Annotated in this window: 17 protein-coding genes; 9 read left to right on the plus strand and 8 right to left on the minus strand. The window is 58.4% G+C overall.

Annotated features, from left to right (window positions below; genetic code table 11):
- Positions 1–67: 67 nt before the first annotated feature.
- The 6 genes from ACR0CA_RS06965 to ACR0CA_RS06990 all read right to left on the minus strand — a co-directional run bounded on the left by ACR0CA_RS06965 (position 68) and on the right by ACR0CA_RS06990 (position 6,237).
- The gene (locus ACR0CA_RS06965) at positions 68–1,093 is read right to left on the minus strand and encodes a trans-3-hydroxy-L-proline dehydratase (protein ID WP_480897932.1); all 1,026 of its coding nucleotides are present in this window, start codon (positions 1,091–1,093) and stop codon (positions 68–70) included.
- Between the two features lie 9 nt (positions 1,094–1,102).
- Positions 1,103–2,341 carry an NAD(P)/FAD-dependent oxidoreductase gene (locus tag ACR0CA_RS06970; protein ID WP_170773522.1) on the minus strand — a complete coding sequence of 413 codons (1,239 nt, stop codon included), beginning with the start codon at positions 2,339–2,341 and terminating at the stop codon, positions 1,103–1,105.
- Positions 2,338–3,270, minus strand: a complete 933-nt coding sequence (locus ACR0CA_RS06975; RefSeq protein WP_480897934.1) for a 4-hydroxyproline epimerase — start codon at positions 3,268–3,270, stop codon at positions 2,338–2,340. The genes ACR0CA_RS06970 and ACR0CA_RS06975 overlap by 4 nt, the downstream gene beginning before the upstream one ends.
- The gene (locus ACR0CA_RS06980; protein ID WP_480897936.1) at positions 3,261–4,220 is read right to left on the minus strand and encodes a dihydrodipicolinate synthase family protein; all 960 of its coding nucleotides are present in this window, start codon (positions 4,218–4,220) and stop codon (positions 3,261–3,263) included. The genes ACR0CA_RS06975 and ACR0CA_RS06980 overlap by 10 nt, the downstream gene beginning before the upstream one ends.
- 155 nt (positions 4,221–4,375) lie before the next feature.
- Positions 4,376–5,434 carry an ABC transporter ATP-binding protein gene (locus tag ACR0CA_RS06985; protein WP_170785933.1) on the minus strand — a complete coding sequence of 353 codons (1,059 nt, stop codon included), beginning with the start codon at positions 5,432–5,434 and terminating at the stop codon, positions 4,376–4,378.
- On the minus strand, positions 5,431–6,237 hold the full coding sequence (locus ACR0CA_RS06990) for an IclR family transcriptional regulator (RefSeq protein WP_170773516.1): 807 nt from the start codon (positions 6,235–6,237) through the stop codon (positions 5,431–5,433). Before ACR0CA_RS06990 ends, ACR0CA_RS06985 begins: the two co-directional genes overlap by 4 nt.
- Before the next feature lie 152 nt (positions 6,238–6,389).
- On the opposite strand from ACR0CA_RS06990, the gene ACR0CA_RS06995 reads away from it, so the two are divergent.
- The 9 genes from ACR0CA_RS06995 (at position 6,390) to ACR0CA_RS07035 (ending at position 15,988) form a co-directional block, all read left to right on the plus strand.
- A complete protein-coding gene (locus ACR0CA_RS06995) occupies positions 6,390–7,649 on the plus strand; it encodes an ABC transporter substrate-binding protein (RefSeq protein WP_170773513.1) in 1,260 nt (419 codons plus the stop codon).
- Between the two features lie 95 nt (positions 7,650–7,744).
- A complete protein-coding gene (locus ACR0CA_RS07000; protein ID WP_170785929.1) occupies positions 7,745–8,671 on the plus strand; it encodes a carbohydrate ABC transporter permease in 927 nt (308 codons plus the stop codon).
- A 1-nt stretch (position 8,672) separates the two neighbouring features.
- Complete coding sequence (locus tag ACR0CA_RS07005; RefSeq protein ID WP_170773509.1) at positions 8,673–9,521, plus strand: carbohydrate ABC transporter permease; 849 nt, start codon at positions 8,673–8,675, stop codon at positions 9,519–9,521.
- Between the two features lie 22 nt (positions 9,522–9,543).
- On the plus strand, positions 9,544–10,884 hold the full coding sequence (gene melA / locus ACR0CA_RS07010) for an alpha-galactosidase (protein WP_480897938.1): 1,341 nt from the start codon (positions 9,544–9,546) through the stop codon (positions 10,882–10,884).
- 66 nt (positions 10,885–10,950) lie between these two features.
- Positions 10,951–11,715: an SDR family NAD(P)-dependent oxidoreductase gene (locus ACR0CA_RS07015; protein ID WP_480897940.1), complete on the plus strand. Its 765-nt coding sequence runs from the start codon at positions 10,951–10,953 to the stop codon at positions 11,713–11,715.
- Positions 11,716–11,719: 4 nt separating this feature from the next.
- Positions 11,720–12,613, plus strand: coding sequence for a 2-dehydro-3-deoxygalactonokinase (locus tag ACR0CA_RS07020; RefSeq protein WP_480859043.1), 894 nt, complete (start codon positions 11,720–11,722; stop codon positions 12,611–12,613).
- A complete protein-coding gene (locus ACR0CA_RS07025) occupies positions 12,610–13,215 on the plus strand; it encodes a 2-dehydro-3-deoxy-6-phosphogalactonate aldolase (protein WP_170785923.1) in 606 nt (201 codons plus the stop codon). The genes ACR0CA_RS07020 and ACR0CA_RS07025 overlap by 4 nt, the downstream gene beginning before the upstream one ends.
- Positions 13,212–14,072, plus strand: a complete 861-nt coding sequence (locus tag ACR0CA_RS07030) for an SMP-30/gluconolactonase/LRE family protein (protein ID WP_480897941.1) — start codon at positions 13,212–13,214, stop codon at positions 14,070–14,072. The genes ACR0CA_RS07025 and ACR0CA_RS07030 overlap by 4 nt, the downstream gene beginning before the upstream one ends.
- A complete protein-coding gene (locus ACR0CA_RS07035) occupies positions 14,069–15,988 on the plus strand; it encodes a beta-galactosidase (protein WP_480897943.1) in 1,920 nt (639 codons plus the stop codon). The genes ACR0CA_RS07030 and ACR0CA_RS07035 overlap by 4 nt, the downstream gene beginning before the upstream one ends.
- 21 nt (positions 15,989–16,009) lie before the next feature.
- Here the strand turns inward: ACR0CA_RS07035 and ACR0CA_RS07040 are convergent, their stop codons facing one another.
- Positions 16,010–17,266 carry an ABC transporter permease gene (locus tag ACR0CA_RS07040; protein ID WP_170773498.1) on the minus strand — a complete coding sequence of 419 codons (1,257 nt, stop codon included), beginning with the start codon at positions 17,264–17,266 and terminating at the stop codon, positions 16,010–16,012.
- Positions 17,263–18,183 (minus strand): ABC transporter permease, encoded by a 921-nt coding sequence (locus tag ACR0CA_RS07045; RefSeq protein ID WP_480503779.1) that lies wholly within the window; start codon positions 18,181–18,183, stop codon positions 17,263–17,265. The genes ACR0CA_RS07040 and ACR0CA_RS07045 overlap by 4 nt, the downstream gene beginning before the upstream one ends.
- Positions 18,184–18,187: the final 4 nt, after the last annotated feature.

Here is an 18,187-nt window from a genome sequence, read left to right on the forward strand (position 1 = left end):
ACATCTGACCGCGCATTTTGACACGGTTTGCGGAAAATCGCGTCAATCACCCCGTCACGCTCAATTTTCAGACGCCCCAGGTGTCGCTCAGCTTGTAGCCGCCCGGCCAGGGATCGCTGGGGTCCAGCATGTGTTGATGAGTGCCGGTGATCCAGCCGCGACCGCTGATTTCGGGGATGATGGCGGGGTGTGACCCGACTGTTGCGGTGTCCAGAATTTTGCCGGTAAAGCGCGAGCCGATGATCGAGACGGCCTCGAACGTCTGCCCAACGTCCAGTTCACTCTTGGCGGCCATCAAGGCCATGCGCGCCGATACAGCAGTTCCTGTGGGCGAGCGGTCGATCTTGCCCGGTTGAATAGCGACGGCGGATTTGCCCCGCAGCCCGGTTTCTGTCTTCTCAACCGGGCCACAGAATGCGCAAAACGAGATATGGGTCCAGTCTGGGTTTTCGGGGTGCCGGAAACCGAGTTGTTCATTCGCAGCATTGGTGATTGCAACGCCAACACGCGCCAGTTCACGTGCCTCAGATTCGACGATGTCAAAGCCAAGCTGCGTCGCGTCGACCACGACGAAACTATCGCCGCCATAGGCGGTGTCCACTGTCAGGTGCCCGAGCCCCGGAACCTCCAACGATGCCGCAATCCGGTCGGCGAAGCTGTGTAGGTTCTGCACATAGATGCGCTCGGCCGTGCCATTGCGACAGTCGGCCCGCACGCGGACCAGCCCGCCGGGGGCCTCGAGCGTCAGATGCGTGACGGGTTCCTGCATGGGGATCATCCCGCTATCCAGCAGCACGGTCGCTACGCAGATGGAATTCGACCCGGACATAGGCGGCGTATCCTCGGGCTCCATGATGATAAACGCTGCATCCGCCTCGGGGTGTTTGGGCGGCACCAGAAGGTTCACATGCCGAAACACGCCGCCGCGCGGCTCATTGAGCACGAAGTTGCGCAGCGTCTGGTCCCGCGCGATGAAGGACCGCTGATCCCAGAGGGTCTCACCGGGCGGAGGCAAAACGCCCCCGACGATGACATCGCCCACCTCGCCTTCTGCGTGGGCGGAGATGATGTGGATGGTTTTCACGCTGCGCATCTGACCTCCCTAAAACCGAGTGGCGGAATAGGGGTTCATCGAGATGGGCGGCTGTGTCCCGTCCAGCAACGCACCAACCAATTCGGCGGTGCCTGCGGATTGCGTCAGCCCCAGATGGCCATGTCCGAACGAATAGATCACATCGGGCGCGTTGGGGGACGGCCCGATGACCGGGATACTATCTGGCAGCGATGGTCGAAAGCCCATCCACTGTGTGCCCCCTTGCGTGTTCAGTCCAGGCATGAACTGCGCGGCCTTGTTCAGCAGAGTCTCGGCGCGTTTGAAATTGGGTGGCAGGGAGAGCCCTCCCAATTCGACCGCACCACCGATGCGCACGCCGCCGTTGATCCGACTGGCTACAAAGCCGTGGCCGGAAAACGTCAGATGCATCCGCAGATCGAAGGCGCCCGGCGGCAGGGTCGTATTGTAGCCGCGCTCGGTCTCAAGGGGGATGTGATCGCCCAGCGTTTGTGCCAGATGGTGCGACCACGCGCCCGCCGCGACGACGACCTTTGCCGCATCCAACGTTCCATCCTCAAGGGTGATGCGTGTCCCATGTTCCAGTGGGGTCAGGGCCCGGACGCCGCGCGTCTCGATCCGCCCTTGCCGGTCGCTGAATGCTTTGGCCAGATGTTGGACCCACGTCTTTGGATCGATTGTATTCATCCAGTTCGGCGTAAACCCTGCATGGGTGAAGCGGGGGCTGAGGCCCGGTTGTTTCTCGGCTATCGCTTCGCGCGTTTCAAGCAGTTCGAATTCAATCCCATGCGCGCGCCGCTGGTCCCAAGCGGGCAAACTGATGCGGAACTCAGCTTCGGATTCGTAAAGTTGCATCTGTCCATCGCGCTGCATCATCGTCTCGCCCTCGACGGCCGGTATCAAACGCTCTAACGCAGAGCTTGAGACCTGCATCAGTCGGGCCTGCGCGTCCAGCAGATCCGCATAGCGCGAAGGCCGACTTGCCCGCCAAAAGCGGTACATCCACGGTGCGATCTTCGGCGCGTATGAGGGCGGGATAGACAAAGGACCCAGCGGGTCCAGAAGCCATTTTGGCGCTTTGCGCATGATACCGGGCGTAGCCAGCGGCTCGACCTCGGGGAAAGCAAATGCCCCTGCATTCCCTGCCGAGGTTTGAGAGGCGACCCCGTCCCTGTCCAGCACCAGAACCGAATGCCCTCGGCGCTGCAGTTCCAGCGCGGTCGTGATGCCAATTACCCCAGCCCCGATGATGACGACCTGCTCGCTCAAACTTGTATCCCTGTTCTGAACGGGTCAGATTCCGGGAAGATCAGCGTGGTTTCCGCCATGACATAGGCCTGCCCGGTGATGGAGGGGATCACGCCGCCATCCAGGCCGGGGTGATAAGACAGGCGATAGGTGCTGCCGATAACGCTCTGCTGCGTGATCTCATCGCCGGGGGCCAGCGCGCCATCGACGGCCAAACAGGCCAACCGGGCCGAACAGCCGGTGCCGCAGGGCGAGCGGTCATAGTTATCGTCTGGGCACAGCACGAAATTGCGACCATGAATGGCAGGATCATCCGACGCGCCCTGAAAGATCACATGGTCTATCGGCTCACCCTGTTCGCCGCCTATCCCCTGCGCAATCGAGGCCTCGCGAATAGCGACCGTCATGTCGGTGAGTTTGCGAATATTGGCGGGTTCAACGGGAATCGGGCTGGGATCGACGATAAAGAACCAGTTTCCACCATAAGCAACATCGCCGGTCACCTGGCCATGACCCGGTACGTCCAGCGTCACGTTGCGATGCACTCGGCGGCTTTCGATATTCTGGACGGTCACGGTGTTTGCGTCGTGCAAAGTGACCGTCACCACACCGGCGGGGGTTTCGATGCGATGTTCTCCGATGCCGATACGTCCCAGATGCGCCAGCGTCACCGCCAGCCCGATGGTGCCGTGGCCACACATACCCAGCACTGCGTCAACGTCGAAATAGATCACGCCGGTTACGCAGGTTGGATCGACCGGTTCAACCAGCAACGCTCCGACCATGGCGGGTTGGCCACGCGGCTCCAGCATGATCGAGCGGTAGAATTCCTCGTGATCGGTTGCCAGCCTTCGGGCGCGGTCGGCCAGCGACCCGGTACCCAGATCGGGTGCTCCATCCAGAATGACCCGCGTGGGCTCGCCTCCGGTATGGCTGTCGATCACATGCATTCAGCGATCACTCCGCCCTGTTTCGACCAATTGGCGAACCACGCGCCGAACAGGGCATATTGCTGTTCGCAATAGTTGCGCTGCGCGTCAGTCAACTCATCCGTTTCGTTGAAGTGCAACCGGTATTCCTCGTCCCCGTTGAGCACCAGAAGATGCTTGTAGTAAAGCACCAGATCCGGCCCTTCGTCAAAGCTGGACAGAACGTGAATCGCCTCGGTCAGTTCCTGTGCGCGCTGGCGGGCTTCGGCATCACCTTTGGCCGCCCGCTTGGACAGTTCGGCCAGCAACAGCGCCTCGCGCGGCAATGCGGTGCCGATGCCCGTAATCGAGCCGGTTGCGCCGCAATTGACGAACCCGTGATAGACCTCAGTATCGACGCCAACCATCAGTGTGACCTGATCATCTTGACTGGTGATATTCTCCGCCGCATAGCGCAGGTCGTCTTTGCCCCCGAACTCTTTGAAGCCGATCAGATTGGGATGCTCGGCCCGCAGCGCAAAGAACAGGTCAGCGCGCGTGGCGAACCCGTAATAGCGGCTGTTGTAGATGATCGCAGGCACATCCGGCGCGGCGGTCAGGATTGCCTTGAAGTGGTTCTTCTGCGCGGTCGGCGAGCTGCCACGCGACAGAACACGTGGGATCACCATCAACCCAACGGCACCCACCTTTTGCGCATGCGCCGCATGGGCCACAGCGGATTTGGTATTGATCGCCCCGGTGCCCACGACAACGGGCAGCCCCGCGGCCACCAGACGTTCAACCCCTTCCATACGCTGGGCATCGGTCAGCAAAGGCCAATCCCCCATCGACCCGCAATAGACAACCGCAGACATGCCTGCGTCGATCATCTGTCGCCCCTTGCGCACCAACGCGTCGAAATCTGGTTGACGGTCCGCTGTGCAGGGGGTCATGAGCGCTGGCATTGTGCCGGTGAAAACATTGGTCGTCATACGGCGATCCTTCGACAAATCTGAGGTTGCGGCGCAGGAGATGCGCCGTTTCAACCGCGATATCGGATATTGGATACAAAATCCACAACAAAATTGCGCTTCAAAAGGCGCCGTGTCTCGTGGCCAACGCCCTTCTGCGATGGACTGGTCTGCGTTTACCGCAACCGTTCACCCGTTTCGGCGTCGAACATCATTGCACGGTCGGGCGAGAAGGTGACGCCAATACGTGCGCCTTGCTTGCTGCGCTCATCGTCCCGCTCTTCCACGATCAGCTTGTCGCCATTCGCGGTCAGCAGATACGAGTAACTGACTCCCCCCAAAGCTTCGGTCAGGTCCACGGTGCAACTGTCGCCAGAACGGTCCACCTGAAGGTGTTCGGGGCGAACGCCCAGCGTCACTTTCGTTGCGTTAGCAGGAACCGAAGACGTCACCGGCACTGGCTGGCTGAACGCGGGATGCGTCACATGGCCATCTGTCACGTCGCACTCCAAAAAGTTCATCGCAGGCGAACCGATGAAGCCCGCGACGAACCGGTTGTCCGGGTCGCGATAGAGGTCCATCGGCGCGCCCACTTGTTCGATCCGGCCATCGCGCAGAACCACGATCTTGTCCGCCATGGTCATCGCTTCGACCTGATCATGGGTCACATAGATCATGGTCGCGCCAATTTCATTGTGCAGGCGCGCGATCTCGACCCGCATTTCGACGCGCAACTCGGCATCCAAGTTGGACAGAGGCTCATCGAACAGAAACACCTCGGGGCCGCGCACGATGGCTCGACCGATAGCAACACGTTGCCGCTGGCCACCGGACAGAGCTTTGGGCTTGCGCTTCAGATACTGATCGAGTTTCAGAATGCTCGACGCTTCTTGTACCTTCTTGTCGATTTCGGTCTTGGCGACGCCGTTCATACGAAGACCAAAACCCATATTCTCGGCCACTGTCATATGCGGGTAGAGCGCGTAGGTCTGGAACACCATTGCAACCCCCCGTTTGGCCGGGTCCAAATGGGTCACATCGCGCGACCCGATCCGGATCTCACCCTCTGTCGTTTCCTCAAGCCCCGCGATCATCCGAAGCAAAGTGGATTTGCCGCACCCAGATGGACCCACAAAGACGCAAAACTCGCCATCCTCGATCTGTAAATCGATTCCGTGAATAACCTGCGTCTCACCATATCGCTTGATCGCACTGTTCAGAGTGACGCCTGTCATGTCGCTTGCATCCTGTCCTTAGATCCGTTTGGACGGCTTTCGGGAAACCGCCACGCTTGCGCTTCAATTCCAATTTGATCAGCCACGCGGCGTACACGAGGCACCCATGCCTGCAACTGATCAAAGCTCATTCGTTCCGTCGATCCGGTGATCGAAATCGCACCCAAAATCCGCCCCCCCTCGGTCAGGACGGGACAGGCTACGCAGATAATGCCCGGTTCGTGTTCTTCATCATCCACGGCGTATCCCCGCGCACGGATGACATCGAGATCCGCCCGCAAGAGTTGTTCCGACGCCAAGGTCTTGTCGGTAAACCGATGAAAGCTTTGCTGCGACAGAGCTTTATCCAGCGCGTCAGCGTCCAGATACGCCATCATGGCCTTTCCCACGCCTGTGCAATAAGCGGGGCCAACTTTACCCGCTTGCGAATACATTTCTACAGGTTGGGTCGCGTTGCGCTTGTCGACATAGAGAACCTGACCTGAATCCAGTTGGGCAAGGTGTACAGTCTCGCCCGTTTCGCGGCTGAGCGCGTCCAGAAAAGGTCGTGCAATCGGGGCAAGCGAACTTTGGGTCCACGCCGCATGCGCCAAACGGACAAGGCGCAGCCCGGGCGCGTATGTCTGCCGGTCCGGGTCATAAGACAGCATGCCCTGGTTTGTCAGGCTTTGAAGAAAGCGATACAGGGTCGCCTTTGGAAAATCGCTGCTTTCCAAAAGTTCCGCGAATCGGACCGGGCGGGCAAACGCTGCCACCTGTTCCAATACGTCGCACGCTTTTCCTATAGTACCGTCGCCAGCCACGAGCGCCTTCCATCCTCCCATTGATCCACCGTCTTCGTCACGAGGGTCTTGACAAGATTAACCGATTCGATGTGTAGTTTTCAATATGTAAAACAAGGTTTCATTATTTGGAACCAAAATAACCAAAAAAATGGAATCTAAGGGAGGACACCATGAATTCCATCTTCAAGCGCACTGCAGCAGCTTTGGCGGCGAGTGTGGCACTTGCAGCGCCTGTAGCAGCTGAACTGACCGGCGAGCTGCGCATTTTCCTGGACACATCGAACCCGGCGCCTCGCGCAACGATGGAAGCGATGATCGACCGGTTTGCGGCGCAACACCCTGGTCTGGAGATCGAGACCACTGTGATCGACCGTGAAGCCTACAAGACTCAGATACGCAACTTTCTGACTGCTGATACTCCGGATGTTGCCACCTGGTATGCTGCCAACCGGATGAAGCCCTATGTCGAGGCTGGTCTGTTCGAAGACGTGTCGGACCTTTGGGCCGAAGCCGAGATTGGCGACAATCTGGCCTCGACCAAAGGCGCGATGACCATCGACGGAAAGCAATGGGGCGTGCCCTATACCTATTACCAGTGGGGTGTTTACTATCGCAAAGACATCTTCGATGAGCTGGGTCTGACCGAGCCGACCACATGGGAAGAAGAGCTGGCCAACTGTCAGAAGATCGTCGATTCCGGCCGCGCCTGCTATACGATCGGCACCAAATTCTTGTGGACCGCAGGCGGCTGGTTTGACTATCTGAACATGCGTACCAACGGCTTCGACTTCCACCAGCAGTTGGCCAATGGCGAAGTGAGCTGGGAAGACGACCGCGTCAAGCAGACCTTCGCCAATTGGAAACAGCTGATCGACATGGGCGCGTTCATCGACAACCACCAGACCTATAGCTGGCAAGAAGCCCTGCCCTTCATGGTCAATGGCGAAGCTGCAGCCTATCTGATGGGCAACTTCGCCGTGGCCCCGCTGCGCGAAGCCGGTCTGAGCGATGATCAGCTGGATTTCTATCAGTTTGTGTCGATCAACCCCGATGTCGAACTTGCCGAGGACGCGCCAACGGATACGTTCCACATCCCGTCGAACGCCTCGAACAAGGAAGCTGCGCGTGAATTCCTGCGCTTCGTTGTCTCGCCTGACGAACAGACCGAAATTAACAACGGCAAAAACCTGGGCCAGCTTCCTGTCAACGCAAAATCGGCCGTGGATGACGACAAATTCCTGAACCAGGGCTTCGAGATGCTGTCGTCCAACAGCCCCGGCGGTGTCGCCCAGTTCTGGGACCGCGACGCACCGGCAGAAATGGCCAAAGTGTCGATGGAAGGCTTCCAGGAATTCATGGTCAAGCCTGACAATGCCGACCGCATCCTGGCCAAGCTGGAACGCGCGCGTCAGCGCATCTACGACAACTGATCCGGTCAGACCGGGCCTCTGGCCCGGTTTGTACCAAGACCTGCGCAAGGCGGGTAAAGCCCGCCTTGCTCCTTTGATCCAATCCGAGTGTCCCCATGACCACTGCCGCAGAAGCTCCTGAACAGGAAAGCTGGTTTCACCGCAACCAGCAGCGCATCGCCCCGTGGCTGTTCCTTGCCCCTGGCCTGCTGTTCTTCATGGTCTACGTCATCATTCCAGTTTTTCAGTCCTTTAACCTCTCTCTTTATGAGTGGGATGGGCTGGGTGCTGCGGAATATGTAGGCTTTCGCAACTATGAGGACCTCTATTGGGAGTGGGTCGACCGGGATGCCTTTTTCATCTCACTCAAGAATAACCTGATCTGGCTAATACTGTATCTGGCCGCGATCCCTGCAGGGCTTTTCATTGCGCTGTTCCTGAACCAGACCGTTTGGGGTATTCGCCTCTACAAGTCGCTGTTTTTCTTTCCGTTCGTGATCTCACAGGTTGTTGTGGGCCTTGTTTTCACATGGTTTTACGACCCGACCTTTGGATTGCTGAACGAATTCCTCGCCTTCTTCGGTCTTGGCCCGCTCAACGTGCTGGGCGACGAGCGCTTTGTGACCTATGGCATCATCGTTGCCGGTCTCTGGCCGCAAACCGCTTATTGTATGATCCTGTATCTGACAGGTTTGAACGCCGTGGACCCGGAACAGATTGAAGCCGGCCGCTTGGATGGCGCAAAGGGTTGGCGGATGCTGTGGCACATCATCCTGCCGCAACTGCGCCCTGCCACATTCATTGCTTTCGTCGTTACAATCATCGGCGCCTTGCGCAGCTTTGACTTGATTTCGATCATGACCCAGGGCGGTCCTTTCGGTTCGTCTCGCGTGCTGGCCTACTACATGTTCGAAGTTGCCCTGTCCGAATATGGATTCCGTATGGGCTACGGTGCCGCCATTGCGGTCATCCTGTTCCTCATCATGCTGTGCTTCATCGCCTACTTCCTGTGGTCGATGTACCGTGAAGAAAGGGGACACTGAGATGTTTCCCAAACCTATCGAAAAACAGCCCCGCGCGGCGCAGATCACCTATCAGGCCATGCTACCCGTTGCCCTGCTGCTGTGGTTGGGACCATTGCTGGCGGTGGCGCTGTTCTCGGTCAAACCCGCGGCGGATTTCACCAACGCCAACTACTGGGGTATGCCGTCCAGTTTTGAAGGAGCCTTCAACTATGGGCAGGTGTTCTTCAACTCGGACATGCCGCGATATCTGCTGAACTCGTTCCTGATCACCATTCCTACTGTGATTGGTGCTGTTGCGCTTAGCTGCATGACTGGTTTTGCCCTGGGTATCTACAAGTTCAGGTCGAACCTGTGGATTTTCTTCCTCTTCGTGGCCGGCAACTTCGTGCCTTTCCAAATCCTGATGGTGCCGGTGCGCGATCTCACGCTGGAATTGGGCCTCTACAACACCAAAACCGGGCTGGTGCTATTTCACATTGCCTTCCAGACTGGGTTCTGCACCCTCTTCATGCGCAATTTCATCCGGGCGCTTCCGTTTGAGCTGATCGAGGCCGCGCGGGTAGAAGGTATTAGCGAGGTGCGTATCTTTTGGTACGTCGTTCTGCCGCTGATGAAGCCGGCCATCGCTGCGTTGAGCGTGCTGATCTTCACCTTCATCTGGAACGACTATTTCTGGGCGGTGGTGTTGACCCAAGGGGCTGAAAGCCAGCCTGTTACCGCCGGGATCACCAGCTTTAACGCCCAATTCCGCGCCGCTTATCAACTGATGAGCGCCGGTTCCATCGTCGCGGCACTGCCGCCCGTGGCGATGTTCTTCCTGATGCAGAAACACTTCATCGCGGGTCTGACCCTCGGTGCCGTAAAATAACGTCAAACCAAAGGTTTGCAAAATGACAAAGATTGCCTTCGTCGGAGCGGGCTCCACGATCTTCATGCAGAATATCGTCGGCGATGCCCTGCTGACCCCTGCGCTTGCAGACAGCCATTTTGCGTTGATGGATATCGACGCGAACCGCTTGGCAGAAAGTGAAATCGTTGCCCGCGCCATGATCCGCTCGGTCGGGACCGGCGCAACCGTCACGACCCATACAGACCGCCGCACGGCGCTTGATGGGGCGGATTTCGTGGTAACAGCGTTTCAGGTGGGGGGCTACAAACCCTGCACGGTCACGGATTTCGATATCCCCAAGCAATACGGGCTGCGCCAGACCATCGCCGATACATTGGGCGTCGGCGGCATCATGCGGGGCCTGCGCACGGTTCCGGTTCTTTGGGATATCGCGCATGAAATGCTGCAGCTTTGTCCAAATGCAACGATGTTGCAATACGTCAACCCCATGGCGATCAACACCTGGGCTCTGGCCGAACGTTTCCCGACGCTCAAACATGTCGGGCTGTGTCACTCGGTCCAGAACACCGTCGAAGAACTGGCCCATGATCTGGACCTTCCAAAAAGCGATATTCGCTACAAAGTAGCGGGCGTAAACCACGTCGCCTTTTTCCTGCGGTTGGAGCATGAAGGACACGATCTTTATCCCGCGCTGCGTCAGGGCTATGCCGGTGGGCGGTTCCCGAAGCCGCCTTTGTTGATGCCCCGCTGTCCCAACAAAGTGCGGTACGAGGTGATGGACCACCTTGGCTATTTTTGCACCGAGAGTTCCGAGCATCTGGCCGAGTATGTTCCATGGTTCATCAAGGACGGTCGTGAGGACCTGATCGAGCAGTTTTCGATTCCGCTGGATGAATATCCCACCCGCTGCGAGGAACAAATCGTCAGTTGGAAAGAACAGGCAAAGACCCTGACGGATGGGCGCGACATCGCAGTGACGCGCAGCCACGAATTTGCGGCCGATTTGATGAATGCTATCGTAACCGACACGCCTTATGTGGCTTATGGCAACTTGCCCAACACCGGCCAAATCCCGCAATTGCCTTTGGGCGCGGCGGTTGAAACGCCCTGTCTGGTGGATAGTAACGGGGTGCAGCCCTCAGTCGTGACAGATATCCCGCCCCAACTGATCGCGCTGATGCGCAGCCAGATCAATGTGCAGGAGCTGATCGTGCGCGCGCTTGTCGACCAAAACCCTGAATATATCTATCACGCCGCGATGATGGACCCGCATACAGCTGCGGAACTGGACTTGCGGCAAATTCGCAATCTGGTCACCGATCTCCTGACCGCGCATTCCGAATGGCTGCCCGATTGGTGTCAGCCTGCCAGGGCCGCGTGAGAGGCCCGACAAATTTATTTTCCAAACGGGCCAAACTACGCGCCCCGTAAGCAGAAAGAGCCGCTGATGAGCCAACCCGCCACATTCCACGACCTAAACGGTGCCTCGGTTTATATCACCGGTGGAGGCTCAGGCGTTGGCGCTGCGCTGACCGACGGGTTCATGGCGCAGGGGGGCAATGTCGCGTTCATCGGCCGGTCTGATGCCAGTGCTTTTGTTGAAGAGATGCGCGAAAAACACGGTCGTGCGCCGCTGTTCCTGCAAGGGGATATGACGGATACCGAGCTGCTGCGCGCCACGATGACCAAAGCGGCCGAGGCGCACGGACCGCTCAACGTGTTGGTCAACAACGCAGCCAATGACAAGCGCCACTCACTCGAAGAAACAACGCCCGAATTCTGGGATTGGATGATCGAGGTGAACCTCAAGGCGTATTTCTTTGCCTCACAGGAAGCCGCACGTCAGATGACTGAAGGCGGCGCGATCATCAATTTCAGTTCGATCAGTTACATGATGGGCAATGCCGGCTATCCGGTCTACACCACTTCGAATGCAGGGATAACCGGCATGACCCGCTCATTAGCACGTGAACTTGGCCCCAGGAATATCCGTGTCAACGCGCTGGCCCCCGGCTGGGTGCTGACGCAGAAACAACTGGACATGTGGGCCACGCCCGAAGATCTGGCCTCGCATCTGCACCGGCAATGCCTGAAGGAACATCTGACCCCAGAAGACATGATTGCGCCTACGCTTTTTCTGGCCTCGCAGGCCAGCCGAGCAATGACTGGTCAGTGCATGGCGGTCGATGGCGGTGTCGTGGTGACGGGATGAGACCATGAGTATCGAATGGATCGCAGCAGATTGGGGAACATCTCATTTACGAGTTTGGGCGATGCAGGGCAGCCATGTTCTGGATCAGGCGGACTCGGATAAGGGTATGGGAAGTCTGACCCGGGGCGCGTTTCAGGATGCATTGCTGGAATTGATCGAGGATTGGCTTGGTGCCGAGCCGGTCGATGTCATCGCCTGTGGTATGGTAGGCGCGCGTCAGGGCTGGGTCGAGGCCCCTTACTCTGCTGTGCCTTCAGCGCCAGTGCCACGCGCTCCGATCAGGGTGCCGGGCACGGACCCGCGCTTCCGCGCTTTTGTGGTGCCCGGTTTGAAACAGGCCAACCCGCCAGACGTCATGCGGGGTGAGGAAACTCAGATCGCAGGCTATCTGGCAGGATACAAGAATTGGGACGGCGTGATCTGCTTGCCGGGGACCCATACTAAGTGGGTGCAAGTCAGCGCGGGCGAAGTGGTCAGCTTTCGCACCTTCATGACCGGTGAGATGTTCAGCCTTCTCAGCGGGCATTCGGTGCTGCGTCACTCGGTCGGAGAAGGATGGGACGATGCGGCTTTTGCCGAAGCCGCGGCAGATGCTTTGTCCAAACCTGAACAGATGGCGGCGCGCCTGTTTGGACTGCGCGCAGCTGATTTGCTGAATGGGCAGGATGCTTCTGTTGCCCGCGCCCGTCTGTCAGGATTTCTAATCGGGGCAGAACTGGCTGCCACGCGACCTTATTGGCTGGGTCAGCAGATCGCGATCATCGGGGCTGAGGGGCTGTCGGATGTCTATGGTCACGCCCTGAAACAGCAAGGCGCTTTTTTTGAAATCGCCGATAGTACGAACACCACTCTGGCGGGTCTGCATCAGGCCCGAAACCTGACGAGGCAGACCGCATGAGCCGTCCCATTATTGCAATCCTCAGAGGTCTTCACCCGACCGAAGCGGCCGATGTTGGCCAGGCTCTGATTGATGCCGGTATCGACCAGATCGAAGTGCCGCTGAACTCGCCCGAGCCTCTGAAAAGTATCGGCATACTGGCCGAAAAATTTGGTGACACGGCGTTGATTGGTGCGGGCACGGTGTTGACCGTGGAACAAGTGGATGCCGTGGCCAAGGTTGGCGGCAAGCTGATCGTTTCGCCCAATTGCGACACGGATGTCATCCAGCGCACGGTCGCGCTGAACATGCAAAGCTGGCCCGGCGTCTACACCCCAACCGAGGCGTTTGCCGCCCTCAAGGCAGGCGCAACAGGGCTCAAGTTGTTTCCCGGTGTGATGGCGGGACCGACTGGATTGGCCGCTATGCGCCCAGTATTGCCGGAAGGGGCAAAAGTCTACGCCGTTGGTGGTGCTGGGCCCGATAATTTCGATGTGTGGATCAATGCGGGGGCGGACGGTTTCGGCATTGGATCGGCCCTTTTCAAGCCCGGCTTTTCAGTAGCCGAGATCTCGGAACGTGCACGCGGAATCGTCGCGGCCTACAACGAGGCCGCCGGATGAGCACCGTCTTTGACGACCGCCCTTGCGCATTGGGCGAGGGGCCGCTGTGGCATCCCCAACGGAAGCAGCTTTTCTGGTTCGACATTCTTGGCAAACGTTTGATGACGCAGGTCGATAGCGTGCCCGTTGAATGGCAGTTCGACGAACATGTCTCGGCCGCCGGGTGGGTCGACACTGAGACGCTGCTGATCGCGTCCGAAACCGGGTTGTGGCACTTCAATCTTGAAAGCCGCAAAAAGACGCTGATCACTGCGCTTGAGGCAGAAAACTCTGTCACACGCTCGAATGATGGCCGCGCTGATCCGTGGGGCGGGTTCTGGATCGGAACGATGGGGAAAAATGCTGAGCGTGGAGCAGGCGCGATTTATCGGTTTTGGCGCGGGGAACTGCGCCGTTTGGTGCCTGACGTCACGATCTCGAACGCGATCTGTTTCGCGCCCGACCGATCCTGCGCCTATTTCAGCGATACAGCGACCCAGCAGGTGATGCGCTGGACTTTGAATTCATCGGATGGCTGGCCCGAGGGCGACAGCACCGTCTTTCTTGATTTGCGCGCAGATGATCTGAACCCTGATGGTGCAGTGGTGGATGCCCAAGGCAACATTTGGATTGCCCAATGGGGCGCAAATCGTGTTGCAGCCTATTCGCCGGACGGTCAGTTCCTGCAGTCGGTGGAATTCGATGCGGCACATACCTCATGTCCCTGCTTTGGCGGGGCCGATCTGACAACCTTGTTCTGTACTTCGGCCCGGCAGGGGCTGGATGCGGATATCCTTGCAAAAAAGCCTTCAAACGGCATGACCTTTGCGGCACACAGCGCGGGAAAAGGTCAGCCAGAATACAGAGTTATCCTATGAAACCGGAACTTGGCGTCTGCTATTATCCTGAACATTGGCCAGAAGTGATATGGGCCGAAGATGCCGCACGCATGGTCGAAAACGGCCTGTCCTGGGTGCGCATCGGCGAATTCGCTTGGAGCCGGATGGAACCAACTCCGGGTGATCTGCAATTCGACTGGCTTGACCGGGCCATCGACACTTTGGGCGCGGCGGGTTTGAAAGTGGTTCTGGGGACACCAACCGCCACGCCACCGCGCTGGATGCTTGAGAAATACCCGGACATGCTGGCAGTTGACGCGGACGGGAACCCACGCAAATTCGGATCGCGGCGGCATTACTGCTTTAGCCATCAGGGTTATATTGAGGAATGCGCTCGGATCACGCAGATCATGGGTGAGCGATATGGACGGAACCCCCACATTGCAGCGTGGCAGATCGACAATGAATATGGCTGCCACGATACCACCATCAGCTATAGCCCGGTCGCCCTTGCCGCGTTTCAGAATTGGCTTGAGGGTCAATACGGCTCGATCGATGCATTGAATACGGCTTGGGGGAATGTGTTCTGGTCGATGGAATATGATGGGTTCGACCAGATTGACCTGCCCAACCTGACTGTGACTGAACCCAACCCCGCCCATGTTCTGGCCTTTCGCCGGTTTAGTTCGGATCAGGTGGTGGTGTTCAACAAGGCGCAAGTGGATGTGCTGCGCGAGCTGACCGACGCGCCGCTGCTGCACAACTACATGGGCCGGGTCTTGGAGTTCGACCATTTCAAGGTCGGCGCTGACCTCGATATCGCCACGTGGGACAGCTATCCGATCGGTTTCCTGTCTGACCGGCTTGAGGTGGAGGAGGCGCATAAAGCCGCCTTTCTCCAACAGGGTGATCCTGACATGCAAGCCTTCCACCACGACCTATACCGCGCCGTGGGGCGGGGCCGCTGGTGGGTGATGGAACAGCAGCCGGGTCCGGTGAACTGGGCCCCATATAACCCGGCGCCGCTGCCGGGTATGGTGCGCCTCTGGTCGCTTGAGGCTGTTGCCCACGGGGCCGAGGTGGTCAGCTATTTCCGCTGGCGGCAAGCACCCTTCGCGCAAGAACAGATGCATGCAGGGCTACTGACACCAGATAATCGCCCTGCCCCAGCCTTGGCCGAAGCGCGAGAAACAGCGGATACCCTTGCCCAGATCGGTTCTGTGACGCAGCGCAAGGCGGATGTCGCCATTCTGTTCGACTATGCCTCGGACTGGGCGTGGGCGACGCAACCGCAGGGGGCCGGGTTTGATTATTTCCGGCTGGTCTTCTCGACCTACCGCGCGTTGCGACGGGCGGGCTTGTCGGTGGACTTCCTGTCGCCCGACAGCATTCCGGCGGATGGCTACAAAATCATACTGGCACCTGGTCTGGCCACGATCGATAAGGACTTGGAGCGGAGTATTTCAAACGGCTGTGATCTGGCCATTCTGGGACCGCGTAGCGGGGCGATTACCCGCGATTTTCAGATTCCTCAGACTGGTCGACCGGGCCTGGTCGGCCTGGACAGCCATGTTGACCTGATCGAAACCCTGCCGCCCACGTCCAAACGCGATGTCTCGGGCGGAGGAGCGGCCTGTCACTGGGTCGAGCGTTTGTCTGGGACCGCCACAGCACTGTTGACCCATGCAGACGGAACGCCAGCGCTGACGGGCACCGGATCCATGTGGTATCTGGCCAATTTCCCGAACGACACTCTTTGGGATCGTGTCGTTCGGATGGCCGCTCAGCATACGGGGTTGAGTGTGTATCCCATGTTGAGCGGTCTCAGACGTCGTGAGACAGGCGAACATACATTCCTGATCAACTACAACGCCGCGCCGGTCACGTGGAACGGGAATGTGATTGATGCCTGTGATGCGCTTGTTCTGGAAAAAGGAGCGCCCGCCGAGGGGTAATCCCGGCGGGCGCAGATTGCGCTATTCGTCCGTTTTCAGACTGTTGGGGTCAAACGCTCCGCCGAACCCGCCATTGGTCGAAGGTTGCGGCTCGGCGTTGGATTCATCTTCGTCACCACTCAAAGCATTTGGCGCGAAGACATTGCCAAAACCGCTATTGTTCGACGGTTTCGGAGCGGATTGCGTCTCGCCTTGTTCTGCCTCGTCAGCTTCGCGCTGTTTGCGGCGTTCTTCGCGCTGCTTGCGCAGCTCTTGGATACGCTGGTCGGCTTCAAGCTGCTTTTGCTCTTTCACGTTGGCGATGCATTGGTCCGGGCTGTAGGCGGTTGCCGTGCCCACAACTGTGATCGTAGCGGCCGCGAAGATAACCACGAGCATGGCGGCGACATTGCCTGCAAAGAAACTCGGCAGTTTGATCTTGCCCGCCAGTTCTTCGACCGTGGCATTCTTGCGCGCGGCGGCGACCAGTTCCTGTCGCTTCAACTTCGCCTCGTTCAGCAGGGCAAAAAACACCGTCAGCGCCACGATGATAAAGGCCAGGGCCGAGATCGACGGCGTGATGCCATAGCGTACTTTCTGTGCCAGTTCGATGGTCAGTGTCGGGTATTCGCCGAAGGTGAAGGTGGTCGTGTTGTAGTTTTCGAACGACGCGAGGAACGCCAGCACTGCGGCGCTTGCAATCGCGGGCCGCATAAACGGCAGCAGGATTTTGCGGAACGCCTGCGCATGGGTCGCGCCAAGGTCCAGTGCGGCCTCGGTCAAGGCCACGTCATACCGCTGCAGCCGCGCCACCAGAACCAACATGCAATAGCTGGCGATAAAGGTGGACTGGCCAATCACCGTCAGGAAAATGCCGTTCGACAGGACACTATCCGCGCCCAGCCCCAGCATCCGGTTGATCCGGTCCCAGAACACCAGGGTTGAAATCCCCAGAACAACCCCGGGGATCAGGATAGGCGCGATGATGATTGTGTAATAGGTCGCGCGCAGCTTGGGCCAGATCTGGGTCAACATCAGCGCCCCCGCCAGCCCCATCGCCACCGACAGAACCACCGTACCGGCCCCGATAATCAGCGAGTTCTTGATGCCGTTCAGGATGCGCTGATCCTGAAACAGCTCTCCGAACCACTGGAAGGTCAGGCATTCCCACGGGGTCATCCGCGGGAAGGCAGACGAGTTGAAGGCCGTGACCGACATGATCACCAGCGGGCCCAACAGATACAGGAAGAAGATTGCCAGATAGACCCAGATACTTACACGAAGGAAGGACAGGTTCATTTGCCGATATCCCCCATATTCACCTTGAACAGGCGCATTACGGCCAACACAAACAGGATACAGGTCACCAACAGCACGATCGCGTAAGCGGCACCCTGCGGCCAGTCATTGTTATCGTTGAATTGCTGATAGATCAGCTGCGTGAACCACAAGCTGGACGGCCCGCCCAGAATTTGCGGCGCAGCCAGCGCACCTGCCGACAGCATGAACACCATCGTACAGCCCGAACTGATCCCCGGCTTGGCATAGGGGATGACGACCCGCCAGTGAATCCGCCACCACGGGGCACCCAGATCCCGTGCGGCCTCGATCTGGTTGCCGTCGAGGCTTTCAATCACGTTATACATCGGGAAAATCATCAGCAGGATGTAGGCGTAGCCAAGCCCTGCATAGAGCGCGATGTCGTTGCGGATGAAGTCGAACGGCGTGTCAAAGACGCCAAGGCCGACGAACAGGGTATTCAGCACGCCTGTCTCACCGAAGATGATGCGCAAGGCAAAGGCGCGCAGGATTTCGTTGATCCAGTAAGGGATGATCAGCATGATCGCAAAGATGCGAATATGACTGCCCTTGGACTGGCCCAGATAGTAAGCGATTGGGTAGCAGAGGATTAGGTTGAAGATCGTTACGCAGACCGCCGCAACCAGAGTGCGGAAGAACACGCGCAGGTCGACCGCGTTGTAATCCTGACTGCCGCCCTCGGGGCCGTAGATCAGATATTTGTAATTCTCCAGCGTGTAGACATCCTTGGGCCCGCCAATCTCAGGCGGGGGCAGGTTAGGCCGGAATGAGAAATCCAGCATCGACAGCTGCGGCAGGATGATCAGGCCGATGGTCCAGAAGATCACCAGACCCAGAATCGCTAGCCCCATACCGGTGCCGTTGCGGTTAAAGAACTCTCTCAGGAAGCGGGGCATTTCA

Source organism: Ruegeria sp. F12 (assembly GCF_056533885.1).